The organism is Lactiplantibacillus xiangfangensis (assembly GCF_001438845.1).
GTDB lineage: Bacteria > Bacillota > Bacilli > Lactobacillales > Lactobacillaceae > Lactiplantibacillus > Lactiplantibacillus xiangfangensis.
On sequence record NZ_JQCL01000007.1, the window covers coordinates 25272 to 37709 of the forward strand.

General features: G+C 44.8%; 13 protein-coding genes. 5 read left to right on the top strand and 8 right to left on the bottom strand.

Going from position 1 to position 12438, the window contains the following annotated elements:
• Positions 1 to 65 precede the first annotated feature (65 nt).
• Positions 66 to 590, bottom strand: a complete 525-nt coding sequence (locus tag IV64_RS00595; RefSeq protein ID WP_083491522.1) for a GNAT family N-acetyltransferase — start codon at positions 588 to 590, stop codon at positions 66 to 68.
• Between the two features lie 131 nt (positions 591 to 721).
• Here IV64_RS00595 and IV64_RS00600 point away from each other — a divergent pair, with 131 nt between their 5' ends.
• On the top strand, positions 722 to 1363 hold the full coding sequence (locus tag IV64_RS00600) for an SDR family oxidoreductase (protein WP_057705223.1): 642 nt from the start codon (positions 722 to 724) through the stop codon (positions 1361 to 1363).
• A gap of 60 nt (positions 1364 to 1423) precedes the next feature.
• On the opposite strand, the gene IV64_RS00605 is transcribed toward IV64_RS00600, so the two are convergent.
• The 3 genes from IV64_RS00605 to IV64_RS00615 all read right to left on the bottom strand — a co-directional run bounded on the left by IV64_RS00605 (position 1424) and on the right by IV64_RS00615 (position 4136).
• Positions 1424 to 1837: a hypothetical protein gene (locus IV64_RS00605; protein ID WP_057705224.1), complete on the bottom strand. Its 414-nt coding sequence runs from the start codon at positions 1835 to 1837 to the stop codon at positions 1424 to 1426.
• 256 nt (positions 1838 to 2093) lie between these two features.
• A complete protein-coding gene (dapA, locus tag IV64_RS00610; protein ID WP_057705225.1) occupies positions 2094 to 2966 on the bottom strand; it encodes a 4-hydroxy-tetrahydrodipicolinate synthase in 873 nt (290 codons plus the stop codon).
• Between the two features lie 3 nt (positions 2967 to 2969).
• Positions 2970 to 4136, bottom strand: a complete 1167-nt coding sequence (locus IV64_RS00615; RefSeq protein ID WP_057705226.1) for an aminotransferase class I/II-fold pyridoxal phosphate-dependent enzyme — start codon at positions 4134 to 4136, stop codon at positions 2970 to 2972.
• 99 nt (positions 4137 to 4235) lie between these two features.
• Here IV64_RS00615 and pdxR point away from each other — a divergent pair, with 99 nt between their 5' ends.
• Positions 4236 to 5603 carry a MocR-like pyridoxine biosynthesis transcription factor PdxR gene (gene pdxR / locus IV64_RS00620; RefSeq protein ID WP_057705227.1) on the top strand — a complete coding sequence of 456 codons (1368 nt, stop codon included), beginning with the start codon at positions 4236 to 4238 and terminating at the stop codon, positions 5601 to 5603.
• Between the two features lie 118 nt (positions 5604 to 5721).
• Here the strand turns inward: pdxR and zwf are convergent, their stop codons facing one another.
• Both zwf and IV64_RS00630 read right to left on the bottom strand, forming a co-directional pair.
• A complete protein-coding gene (gene zwf / locus IV64_RS00625; protein WP_057705228.1) occupies positions 5722 to 7206 on the bottom strand; it encodes a glucose-6-phosphate dehydrogenase in 1485 nt (494 codons plus the stop codon).
• Between the two features lie 138 nt (positions 7207 to 7344).
• Positions 7345 to 7692: an SdpI family protein gene (locus IV64_RS00630; protein WP_057705229.1), complete on the bottom strand. Its 348-nt coding sequence runs from the start codon at positions 7690 to 7692 to the stop codon at positions 7345 to 7347.
• Between the two features lie 386 nt (positions 7693 to 8078).
• On the opposite strand from IV64_RS00630, the gene IV64_RS00635 reads away from it, so the two are divergent.
• Positions 8079 to 9248, top strand: coding sequence for an MDR family MFS transporter (locus tag IV64_RS00635; RefSeq protein WP_057705230.1), 1170 nt, complete (start codon positions 8079 to 8081; stop codon positions 9246 to 9248).
• 115 nt (positions 9249 to 9363) lie between these two features.
• Here IV64_RS00635 and nrdI read toward each other — a convergent pair whose 3' ends face one another.
• Together nrdI and IV64_RS00645 are read right to left on the bottom strand one after the other, a co-directional pair.
• Positions 9364 to 9837, bottom strand: coding sequence for a class Ib ribonucleoside-diphosphate reductase assembly flavoprotein NrdI (gene nrdI / locus IV64_RS00640; protein ID WP_083491519.1), 474 nt, complete (start codon positions 9835 to 9837; stop codon positions 9364 to 9366).
• Between the two features lie 179 nt (positions 9838 to 10016).
• A complete protein-coding gene (locus IV64_RS00645) occupies positions 10017 to 11390 on the bottom strand; it encodes a hemolysin family protein (RefSeq protein WP_057705235.1) in 1374 nt (457 codons plus the stop codon).
• Between the two features lie 168 nt (positions 11391 to 11558).
• On the opposite strand from IV64_RS00645, the gene IV64_RS00650 reads away from it, so the two are divergent.
• On the top strand, positions 11559 to 11900 hold the full coding sequence (locus tag IV64_RS00650) for a hypothetical protein (protein ID WP_083491520.1): 342 nt from the start codon (positions 11559 to 11561) through the stop codon (positions 11898 to 11900).
• A 23-nt stretch (positions 11901 to 11923) separates the two neighbouring features.
• Complete coding sequence (locus IV64_RS00655) at positions 11924 to 12346, top strand: Hsp20/alpha crystallin family protein (RefSeq protein WP_057705233.1); 423 nt, start codon at positions 11924 to 11926, stop codon at positions 12344 to 12346.
• The last annotated feature ends 92 nt before the right edge of the window (positions 12347 to 12438 follow it).

A 12438-nucleotide genomic window follows, 5' to 3' on the forward strand; every position in this document is an offset into this window, starting at 1 on the left:
AAAAAATGTGCCATCGTAATTTACTTGCGATGGGCACATTTTTTAAATGGTTGTTTGAATTTCAACTAGGAAAGGGTAATCTGATAAGCGTTTCGTTGATCAGTGGCATCATTAGCCATATAGACGATGCCGCGATACGTAAACCCGGCTTTTTTGATGACGTGTTGCATCCGTGCGTTTTTGGCGTGAGTGTCGATGCGCAGCTGCTTAAATCCGAGTTGGTAACTGAGCGTCATTAAATTGCTGAAATAAAAATCGGCTAAATGTTGGCCATGGTAGCCACTCGCAATGGCAATGCGGTGAATTGAAGTGTAATGGTCGTCACTAGCCGCTGACCAGCTGCCATCGTAAATGCGTGCGTAGTTCGGGTCGGGATGGGTGAGCAGGGTCGCGGTTCCCGCGACCTGGCCATCCACAATTAGTAGCCAAGCATTTTGTGCATCGATGTCTTTTTGCAGGTCACTTGCTTGAGGATAACCGTCTTGCCACTGTGGAATTTGATCGGCGGCAAGGGATTGCTTGCCTTCGTCGATAATTTTCATCATTGCGTCCCGGTCTTGACTAGTTGCTAAACGGACGTATTTTGTCATGAACATCACTTACTCTCTTAAATTAATAGTTAATATTATAGGGCAACCTGTCCAGAAGTTAAAACAGAATCGTGGGGTTTTGCTCAATTTCTGTTTATAATAGGAATTATTAAAACATAGGAGTGACCGTTATGAAAATCTTTGTCATTGGTGCACATGGCCAAATTGGTAAGAAAATCGTCTCCAAATTAGTTGCAGAAGGTGACCAGGTCTTTGCAGGAATTCGGCAACCAGAACAGGCCGAAGCTTTTGAAGACGCTGGTGCAGAACCAGTTCAATTCAACTTAATGGCGCAACCAGAAGACTTAGCACTAGCGTTCCAAGGCATGGATGCCGTCGTGTTTGCTGCGGGTTCTGGCGGTCAAACGGGGTATGATATGACGTTGATGATTGATCTAGATGGTGCGGTCAAGTCGATGCAGGCTGCAGAAATTGCACACGTTAAGCGGTATGTTATTATCAGTGCGGAATTTACACCGGACCGGTCACGCTGGCCACGCGCCTTACAGCCATACTACGTTGCCAAGTACTATGCCGACGAATGGCTCAAAACACGTACACGCTTGGATTACACCATCTTACAACCAGGGACGCTCGTTAATGATGCCGGCACTGGCAAGGTTACCGTTAACCCGCAAGTCGGTGGTGAAATCACCCGTGATGACGTTGCGACCTTTACCGTACAAGCGTTAAACGCTCCCGCAACGATTGGTAAAACTATCGCAATCATCAATGGCTCGACGCCAATTAGTGATGCGGTCAATCAAAAATAATGATTAATTAAGTGCGTGATAAAAAAGTTCCTTTCAGAAGTTTTTCTGAAGGAACTTTTTTTAACGCGTAAATGTCAGTAAGTAATGGATGGCTGATTTTAAGTGTGGGTACTGATGCCGTGCATAAAATTTAACGAAAAGCCGTCGGAATAAAAAGAAATAGCCGTACGTATCGATGGCACAAATAATAATGATGATCGAGGACTGGTACGGGTCAGCATGGTAGCTCGTAATAATTGCGAAGATTAAGATCATTAAACCGACGCAACTAGTGAGTGAAAGCAAGTTTAAGCGCTGAAGGTCCCGGGTGCAGCGACGAATGACAGTCCGAATTTCACTGGGGGCGTCACGCCACATCGTATCTTCGAGCGTGTTGAATAAGATTGTCATATCAAATGAAATTGCGAATGCCCGTCGAAAGACAAGCTGAACCGCAATTAAAATCAACGATAACGTAATGGGTAACCAAAACACGGTAAAAAACTCCTTTAATAGCAATGAAAATATTTATTTTAACGGGGAGTTTAATCGGTGATGATTCCTAAAAATCTTTCTGATAACGTTCCCGTACTTTGATGTAAAATTAATTAATTTATTTAATCATCATACCACAATCAGGGTACGCTTCGGGAGTTAGAAGTGTAATGACTATCAAAACAAGATGCAAAAAAACTTCCGGTCAATAAACTACCAGAAGTTTTTAAATTTAAAACGATAATTATTTTGCTAGTTAAAAGCTTAATTTGGTCATCAAAGTGGCTTGCTGGTCCGTCGTTAACGGCAGGATGGGTAACCGCGGTGAACCGACTAGGACGTGCTCGGCGTTTAAAGCGGCTTTGGTTGGTGCGGGCGACGGGGCACTGAATAGGGCCGCCATCTTAGGTATTAACTGGCGCTGAATTGTTCCCGCCGTTTGCCAGTCCCCAGATTGAAGGGCCGTGTCCATGGAAAATAGCTGGTCGCCAAAAAGGTGACTCGCAACGGAAATCACGCCGTGCCCCCCTAAAACTCGGGCGGTTAAGGTTTGGGCGTCTTCACCGGTGTAAACGTAGAAATCGCTTGGCGCTTGGTCAATAATGGCCGCTAATTCGGTATCATCGCCACACTGTTTGATCCCGATAATATTCGGATTTTGAGCTAGTTCCAGAACGGTCGTCACATTCATTTTAACGACAGTCCGTCCGGGAATGTTATAAATAATAATTGGGAGCTTCCCTTGATTCGCAATGGCGGTAAAGTGGGCAATCATCCCGGCTTGATCGGGTTTGTTATACGGTGGGACGACGACTAACGCTGCATCGATGCCCTTGATTTGACTGACTGCCTCGGTGAACTGAATGGTTGCGGCGGTATTATTGGAACCGGTATTTGCAATTACCGGGACGCGGCCGTTAACGAGTGCAGCGGTTTTTTCATACAGTGCGAGCTTTTCAGTTAGACTTAGTGTCGGTCCTTCGCCAGTTGTGCCACCAACGAGAATGCCCTCAGTGTGATGTGCTAGCAAGTGTTCGATCAGGGCTGCTAACCGGTCGTTGTCGACCTGGAGCTGGTCGTTGAATGGGGTGACCATTGCGGTAATGAGGTGTGCATTTTTTAATGTCATGATTTATTTTTTCTCCTGGTTTTGAGCGCGCCATAGTGCCAAACGATTCATACTTTCGCGTAAGGCTGATTGGCTGGCAGCGTAGCTAATTCGAAACCAACCTTCGCCGGATGCACCGAAGGACGATCCGGGAATGACCGCAATCTGTGCTTTCTGCGCTAAGCGCGTTGCAAATTGCCAACTGTTACCATCAAAGTCGGTAGGAACCTGTGCAAAAATGTAAAAGGCGCCGGTCGGGTAGACGTAGTTGATGCCAATCTCGCTGAGGCGCTTGACTAAGTAGTCGCGGCGTTCTTGATAAATGGCACGCATTTTCACACCGTCGTCCAAGCCGTGGGTAAGGGCCTCAATCCCGGCCGCCTGACTGATGGAACTGGTCGAGGTGACGAGGTATTGGTGCGTTTTCTTCATTTCATTGATTAAGGCTTGAGGCGCCATGATAAAACCGAGCCGCCAGCCGGTCATGGCGTGTGACTTGGATAGTCCGTTGATTGTAATAGTCTTCTCGGGATAGAGCGTCCCGAAGGCAATGTGGGGCTGTTCATACGTGAGCTCGCTGTAGATTTCATCGCTAATGACGTACAAGTTGGCCCGCTTAATTACGGCTAGCAGGGCGGTTAATTTCGCTTGGGTATAAGTCACGCCAGTCGGATTGGTGGGATAGTTTAAAATTAAAGCTTTTAAGGGTTTACCCGCATGGTTTTGAATAACTTGTTGGAGTGCTGCCGGGGTTAATTTGTAGCCCGTATTAGTCGTATCAATGGGAATCAAGTTTGCGTGCGCCATTTGAACGATTGGTTCGTAACTAGTATAGGCGGGCGTCGGGAGTAGCACGCTGTCTCCTGGATTCAAAATGGTGAGCAAACTGGTGGCGACCGCTTCGGTGGCACCAACCGTGGCGATGATTTCGCTAGGGGCGTAGTTTAAGCCGTACTTCTGGTGGAAGTATTGACTAGCGGCACGCTGTAAGGCACTAAATCCCATTAGCGGTGAGTAGTGGGTCCAATCATCACGGATTGCTTGAATCCCAGCTTTTTTGACATGTTCCGGTGTCGGAAGGTCCGGTTCGCCGACGGTCAGTTTAATCACGTTAGGCACGTCTGAAATGGCTTCATCGAAGCGCCGAATGCCAGAAACTTGAATTTGTTGAATGATTTGATTAGTGTCCATAAGATGAACTTCCTCTCGTAATGATTACCGACTATAATAAGAGAAAACTGTCATACTGGAAATAGACAATTTTAATAAAAATGAAAGGACAGTTGAGGCATGCCACTTGATCGTCAATCACCAATTCCACTATATTTACAGTTATATCACCAATTACGCGATGACTATGATCCCCAACGGTCGGCCCATCAACGGTTGTGGTCGATTCGTAAGATGGCCCAAAACTTGGGTGTCTCTAAAACAACGGTCGAACAGGCTTATGAGCAGTTATTAGCTGAAGGTTACGTATATACGGTTCCGGGAAGCGGTTATTTTTATAATGATATTCAACATTGGCCTAAATCCGTGACAAAGAATCGTCCACGCCAACAGTCCGCTCCTGCTAGTCCTTGTCGATATGATTTTCGTTATGGTATCAGCCAGTTATTAAAACCGAGCTGGAATGCTTGGAAAAAGGCTGTCAGAGAAGCGTTACGTCAGTTAGAACAGGGACCGACGACGTTATATCCCGATGCACAGGGGTCGTTAGCGTTGCGTGAACACTTAGTGACTTATTTAAAAACAAGCCGGGGTGTCCACTGCACGGCTGATCAAATCGTGATAACGAATGGGTCTAAAGCCGGACTCAGTCTGTTACTCAGTGTGTTACCACGCGGAACGGTTGGCATCGAAAATCCGGGCTACCGGGGCCTTACTAGGCTAGCGGCTAGTTATGGGCACACCACAACGGCGATGCCCGTAACTGATCAGGGCCTGGATTTGGAGACGGTCGCGCAGGTTGCGCCCGACGTCATCTACACGACGCCATCACACCAGTTTCCGTTGGGTTACGTTCTACCGATTTCCAGCCGGCTAGCCTTGCTGAAATGGGCCGTGGATCATCAGCGGTTGATTATTGAAGATGATTACGATAGCGAATACCGGTACAACGCGCACCCGTTACCAGCGCTGCAATCGTTGGACACCGATGATCGGGTGGCGTACTTGGGAACGTTCTCGCGTGGCATCGACCCAACACTACGCATGGGTTACTTAGTCTTGCCCGAGCACTTGGTGGCGGCGTACCACTACTTATACCAGTACCGTTCGGGGATGGTAGCCGGATTACTGCAACAGGCGATGGTGAACTACTTTGAAAACGGGGCGTATTATCGGCACCTGAGTCGTAGTCGCGCAATCAACCGGCAAAAGTACCGGTTAGTTTGTGACCAATTGGCACGAACAACCAGCATTCAACCCATTGCAACGGGGGCGGGAATCCACATGGTCGTTCGTATCCCTAATATTGACCAGACGGCTTTGTTACAACAATTAGCCGAACGGGATGTTCGAATTTACCCGTTAGATTCAAATTGGGCGGGGATGCCTAGTCATGATTATTACTTACTCGGATTTGCTGGCCTCAATCTGGAAACCCTTGAGGTCGGTCTCAAACAGCTAGTTCAGGTTTGTGATGTTAATCAATGACCCTGTTTCTGATTTGATAGGAAAACAAAAAAATCCTCTGAATGAAATTTTTCATTCAGAGGATTTTTGAGTCAGCCTAATTGGTAATGGCTTAATCATCTTTGTTATTTCGGTAACGTTAGGATTTGTAGACCCATTCGTGACCGTCTTTTGCGAGTAACTCGTCAGATGCGGTTGGCCCCATGGAACCAGGCCGGTAGTTAGGGAAGTCTGGGGTATGTTCATCCCAGTATTTCTGGATAACGTCGACAAACTTCCAAGAGTAGGCAACTTCTTTCCAATGAGTAAAGTTAGTTGCGTCACCATTCAATGCATCGTGTAATAGGCGTTCGTAAGCTTCAGGACTGTTAGCCGTAGCTGCAGAATCGTGTGCGAAGTTCAACTTAACGGGGGTCGTTGCGAACCCTTGGCCAACGTTTTTGGCGTTCATTTGAAGCTCAACACCTTCAGTAGGTTCAACGTTGATCGTTAAAACGTTGGGAGCCAAATGGGCGTCAGCGTCGTCATTGGCACGGACATCGTCATGGTTGAAGATATTGACGATGGGGCGTTTGAAGACCACGTCGATTCGGGTGAATTTATCAGCTAAACGCTTCCCGGTCCGAACGTAGAATGGCACACCTGACCAGCGGAAGTTGTCGATCATGATTTTACCGGCGACAAAGGAATCCGTATTGGAATCTGGGTTGATTTTGTCTTCATTCCGGTAAGCCTGAACGTCACCGTCAGCACCGTACTGACCACGGACAAAGTTAGTGGCGACTTCTTCTGGTTTGAGTGGCCGTAAGCTTCGTAAAGCTTTGACCTTTTCCACGTCGATATCTTTTTCAGTAAATTCAACGGGTTGATCCATCGTTAAGAGGCTCAAAATTTGTAAGATGTGATTTTGAACCATGTCACGGAGGGCGCCACTATTATCATAGTAAACGGCCCGTTCCTCAACGCCCAACTTTTCACTTAAAGTGACCTGAATATTGGAAATGTAACGGTTGTTCCATAGTGATTCCCAGATATTATTGCCAAAACGAATGGCTGAAATATTTTGAATCATTTCCTTACCTAAGTAGTGGTCGATTCGATAAATTTGGTCTTCGTTGAAAGTGGCTGTCAATTGATCATTCAATTCTTTAGCGCTTTCAAAGTCGTGACCAAATGGTTTTTCGATGATGACCCGGTTAAAGCCATTGGGGGTTAAGATATTTTCAGAACGTAAGTGTTGGGCAATGGTGCCAAAGAAGTTAGGGGCCATTGCCAAATAAAAGATCCGGTTTCCTTCGAGACCGTATTGCGCATCCAATTTTTCGGATAGCTTCTTTAATGTGATGTAATGTTGAGCGTCGGTCACATCATGTGACTGGTAATAAAAGTGGTCTGCAAACTTAGCAACCATTGCAGGATCTGCGTTGAGGCTAGCCAAGGAATCGGTAATGACACCATGATAGTGTTCATTAGTCCATGGCCGCCGAGCCGTACCGATTACGGCGAAATGTTCCTGCAAATAGCCCTTCTGATAAAGTTTGAATAGGGAAGGGTAAAGCTTCCGTTGGGCCAAGTCACCAGTACCACCAAAAATGGTGAATAAGGCAATTTTTTCTTTACTCATCAATGTACCTTCTTTACTAAAATATTATTTATAAAGTGACGCTTAGTTGAAGTTAAATGTAAAAGCTACCATTACTAATATTAAGCAATTAGCATCCTCGGTCAATTATAAAGCATTGTTAAGGCTAACTTAGTTGACCTAGTGAGTGGCGTCATTTGGAAACGCATGACGGAGTTCTCGTTCGGTAGCCACATTTTGAATAATTAATCCCAGACCTAAGGCGATTGCTTGGACATTAAAACTTTGTAACCACGCGATGTTCAGTAGTCCGCCCGCAACGGCGCCGACGAAAAGAATGGTGAAGATTTCAATGCCAAACATGGAGTAAAACTGTTGGGCAAATCGCCAAGTCTCTTCGTTCTTGATGGCACGGCGGGACATGTATCCTGCTAGTGAACGCATTTTGGGCATGCGAATGCGTTGATAGATCCAGATGATTAAAATGACTAAAAAGCCGGCTGCTAAGCCAAAGCTGTTTGTCGACATACTGTCACCTCGTTTTTTAAATTAACCAAGTACATAAACTTATTATAACAATCATCGGGGGCACTAGTCGACATTCCGGTTTAAAAAACGAAGATTTGAAAAACAATTTTTTATGACTTAATAGCTAGGCTATTTTTAAAAAATTAAGGGTGTTATATTCAAGCAGAATGACCGGTCGCCAGGATAGGCGAAAGCTGTGCGTGGGCGTATACTGTAAGTTGACCGTGATAATTGAAACCGATTGTACATATTAGATGTTGGTAGCAAGCTATGGTGGCGCTGAATGAGGAACGGATGCGCATGGTCGTCGTTAGGACGGCTGATCTTGATCAGTGAGCCGATTGACTAATAACGATTGGAAATAATAGAAAAGCTTGGTGATATGGATGCAAAAAGAAGTACAGTTGCGTTGGCTGTTTTTGGCCAACCTACTCAATAATGCGGGGGCCGCATTCATGTGGCCGTTAACAACAGTTTACATGCATAATTATTTGAAGCAGAGCTTGACCTTTTCGGGGGTTGTCCTGTTTATCATGTCAATGGCGATGATTGGCGGTAACTACGTCGGGGGCCGGCTATTTGATCGCTGGCGACCTTATTGGACAGCAATTCTAGGGGCGACGATTTCGACCTTGACCTTAGCAACGTTGATCTTTTGGCACAGTTTGTGGCCGTACGCTGCGGGGCTAATTATTGTTGGGTTCGGGGATGGCATCAGTATGACCGTCGTTAACTCTTACGCGGCAACCGTCACGACTAAGTCTAACCGTTACGTTTTTAACATGCTCTACATGGCCTTAAACGTAGGGGTCGTTATTGGAACGTTACTCGTTGGCTACTTATTAGATTTAGGCATCAGCGTCATTTTCACTGTGACAACCGTTTGCTACCTAGGGTTGATCACGATTGTTTTAAGCACTTTCAACGTGGCACCAACGACGATGAGCCATGAGTCAAAGCAAACCGTGCGGGGCAAAGATACGACGCCAAAAAGCCACCGGCAATTGATTTGGCTAATTGCACTGATGATTTTTACAATTTATATGAGCTATGCCTTATGGGAGAGTCTCCTATCCGTGCATATGACGAATCTCGGGATTCCGTTTAAAAATTACAGCGAAGTCTGGACCATCAATGGGTTGCTGATCATTGTCAGTCAGCCAATCGTTTCGTTATTTAACGAACACTTCAAGATTGGCACCCAAGTTGGTGTTGGGATTACGCTGTTCGCCCTGTCGTTTCTTGGGTTAGTTTTTGCTCGGCAATACATCGATTTCATTATTATTATGGTCGTTTTAACCATTGGGGAAGTCATCGGGTTACCGATTGCGCCGGCCTGGGTCGATGATATGGCTGCTAACGACCAGCGTGGTAAGTATCAGGGCCGCTATAACATGGCGCTGTCGCTTGGGCGCGCGATTGGCCCACTATTTGGTGGGATGATGGTGGCCCAGTTCAATTATTCTGTCCTGTTTATGACCGTTACCGTCCTAATGCTTGGTACCTTGGCGTTAGTCTTGCTGCGTGCAAAGCGGGAGAAGCTATTGAACGGGTAAAATAAAGTGTAGGGTTAAGCGGCGTAAATTGATTTTTTTCTCACGTTTCGACCCTAAAATTAAAAATACCACTCAGAAATGTGGTTTATTTCTGGGTGGTATTTTTAATTAGATTTTATTTCGTGTAAGCAGCGAGCCGTTCCTTCATGACGTTGTAAATCCGTTCAGTATCAACGGAAGTTCCCCGTAATTCATAGTCGGCAATGAAATCAGTATCTAACTGTTCTGCGTAACGGCGGGCGGTTAAGCAATACTGATCGTTAAAGTTACGGTTACCACTACCAACCACGCCTAAACAAAGGTCGGGGTTTTGGTCGTAATTAAGGTATTCGCCCAAAACGTTGGTCATCAATTCTTTGACCCCGTTATCGATACCGTTACCACCGTCTAAATAAGTTGGGACGAATGCGAAGTAGGGTTTCGTTTCAATTTCAAATTCTGATTGTTCACTGATTTCCTTGAGGGTGATTAAGGGATTACTTTCGTCAGCAGCGTGCTGAGTCTTGGCGTAATCTTGCATACCCGTTACGAATGAGCGGGTATTACCTTCAATTGAAATAAAAATAATATTGATTGTTGATTCACTCACGGCCAGTTCCTCATTTCTGTTAAACATTTATCCTCAGTTTACGCTGTGGGTAGTTGATTTGCAAACAACTTCGATGATTAACTGTAAACGCTTCTAACAATTGATGATGTCGATTGAAGGCTTCGTTTTTTTGATAATCAAAAAGACGCCTGAGATGGTTATCTCAAACGCCTAAAGGATTACTGTTTATCTTGATGATCATCATCGTCAGAACTTGCTGCAACGGTTGATTGCTTTTCACTGACTTCGAACCAATTGATGTAGGCATTTTCAAAGTCTAACGCCTTAAAGTTAAAGTCACCGATTTGAATGGTATCGCCAGCTTGAATCTTAGGGAAGTTATCCAAAATGTAACCAGTTAAGGTCACCACGTCGGAGTCCTCAAATTCTTGTAAGTCAGTTTTGAAGTACCGTTCAAAATCGTAAATGGTCATCTTACCACTGATCCGGTAAGTCCCATTGGCTTGTTTATCAATGTATTCATTCGAAACGTTGTCAATTTCATCGTTGACCGTCCCGAATAATTCTTCATAGATATCTTTATCAGTAACAATCCCACTAGTCCCACCGTATTCATCAACAACGACGACGATTGGCGTCTGTTTGTCGATCATCTTTTGTAAGATGGCTTGAATTGGCGTCGTTTCAGGAATCGTGATGATGTTACGTAAAACCTTGTTAACCCGAATATCGTCGTCAACTTCGCCCTGACGAATCAAGTCATAGTTATAAACGTAACCTAAAATCTTATCCTTATCATTATTGGCGACAACAGGAAGACGACTGAAACGCTTTTGCAAGTACACTCGAATTGCCTGTTTAACTGTGTCATTGATATCAATCACAACCAGTTGTGTCCGGTCAATCATAATATCCTTAGCAATCTTGTCATTAAATTCAAACGCCCGTTCCATATAGAGGTAATCGTCACGTTCCAATTCACCGCCAGAAACGGCATTCCTGGAAAGGTTGAGAATTTCAGCTTGTGAGTAGACATCGTTGTCTTCATTGGCAACCGGAATTCCCAACATTTTAACAACACCGGAGGAGGAAACGTTTAATAACCAGACGAATGGGTAAAAGATAACGTGGAACCACCGCAATGGTGTGGTGATGACAGCCATAACTTTTAGTGGCATATCAATCGCAATATTTTTCGGTACGATTTCCGTTAACACCACTTCTAAGTAAGTTAGGATGAAAACCCCAAGAATAATACTAATTGCCCGTAAAACGGAAGTGGCGATTGAAAGGTTGAAGAGGGCGAGCAGCTGCAGGACAAAGTGTTCCGTAGTTTGTTCACCAATCCACCCTAAGATGATCCCAGCTAAGGAAACCCCAACTTGGGTCGTTGACAGGTATTCATTTAAGTTGTGGACCATGTGGAGGGAGGTTGCAATCCGCTTAGAAGGTTTATCGCGCTTCTTTTGTTCTTCTTCTAAGGCACTAGGGCGCGTCTGAACCAGCGCAAATTCACAGGCCACAAAGAAGGCGGCAACACAAAATGTGATGACAATAATGACTAAATTAGAAATTATCTGGCCATTGTCCATTGAGTCCAAAGAATCATTCCTCATTTCATTTAATAGATACTTTAAGTATAACGCGAAGTAGCTAATATTATAAGGATAGTTGAGATATTTTGCAATCGATGAAAGATGTTTAACGTTTACCGTTAATGGTGCTAAACTAAGAGTATACCAAGTAAAGGGAGATCTTTTGTGATGCCAGTAGAAACGAAAACTAAGATTCATGAGGATTCGAAGAAATTGGTTTATCAAGATAGTGATGTCAAAAAAGCGATGGATTTAATTCGTGACCATGGTTACGTGACCCGTGCTGACTTTAACCAAATGGATGATGAAGACTGGGCAGAAGGCTTCAATAAGAAGATTTCTGACGCCTTTTTAAAGGTTGATGGCGAAGACCCATACATCTACTTTGAACAATTTGATTTTAAGGGCGGCGACATTGATTCGATCATCTTTGATATGGATCAGGTCGGAACGCGGGACCATGCCTTACAATTACTTGCAGAAGCCATTCATCAGAAGGCTTATTAAATTATTGATACGGAGGGGTTAACATGCGCCAATACGATCTTGAACGTCAGATCCGCAATTTGTTACCAGTGAAAATTTTAAAACGAGCTCATGATGAGGTTGAAAACGCCTTGAATGCTCGGTTGGTGATGCGGACGGACGTTGTGGCTCACGATGATGATTATACCGTTACGGCTGAATTACCCGGTTTTGATAAGGATGCCATTACGGTAAAATACCACGATAACGTGTTAACCATTAGCGCAAACCAGTCGCACGAAGAAGCGGCCCGTAACGACGATGAACGCATTGTTCACCGCGAACGGACAGCGAATACGCTGACGCGACAATTCCGTATTCAAGGTATTATCAAGGACCAGATTCAAGCCCATTATCAAGACGGTTTATTGACCGTGACCTTACCTAAAAAGGTTAGTGATGATGCCGGGCGAATCGAAATCCAGTAACCCCTAGTTGAAAATAACAGTAAAAAAAACGGTCATCTGCACTAGTCCCTGTCAAGTTGACAGATGAAATATTATAAAGTTAAATCTGTCTC

Bases quoted from the DNA above. Each gene is read 5' to 3' on its own strand.
- IV64_RS00595 (WP_083491522.1), bottom strand. From the start codon at position 590: ATGACAAAATACGTCCGTTTAGCAACTAGTCAAGACCGGGACGCAATG.
- IV64_RS00600 (WP_057705223.1), top strand. From the start codon at position 722: ATGAAAATCTTTGTCATTGGTGCACATGGCCAAATTGGTAAGAAAATC.
- dapA (WP_057705225.1), bottom strand. From the start codon at position 2,966: ATGACATTAAAAAATGCACACCTCATTACCGCAATGGTCACCCCATTC.
- IV64_RS00615 (WP_057705226.1), bottom strand. From the start codon at position 4,136: ATGGACACTAATCAAATCATTCAACAAATTCAAGTTTCTGGCATTCGG.
- pdxR (WP_057705227.1), top strand. From the start codon at position 4,236: ATGCCACTTGATCGTCAATCACCAATTCCACTATATTTACAGTTATAT.
- zwf (WP_057705228.1), bottom strand. From the start codon at position 7,206: ATGAGTAAAGAAAAAATTGCCTTATTCACCATTTTTGGTGGTACTGGT.
- IV64_RS00630 (WP_057705229.1), bottom strand. From the start codon at position 7,692: ATGTCGACAAACAGCTTTGGCTTAGCAGCCGGCTTTTTAGTCATTTTA.
- IV64_RS00635 (WP_057705230.1), top strand. From the start codon at position 8,079: ATGCAAAAAGAAGTACAGTTGCGTTGGCTGTTTTTGGCCAACCTACTC.
- IV64_RS00645 (WP_057705235.1), bottom strand. From the start codon at position 11,390: ATGGACAATGGCCAGATAATTTCTAATTTAGTCATTATTGTCATCACA.
- IV64_RS00655 (WP_057705233.1), top strand. From the start codon at position 11,924: ATGCGCCAATACGATCTTGAACGTCAGATCCGCAATTTGTTACCAGTG.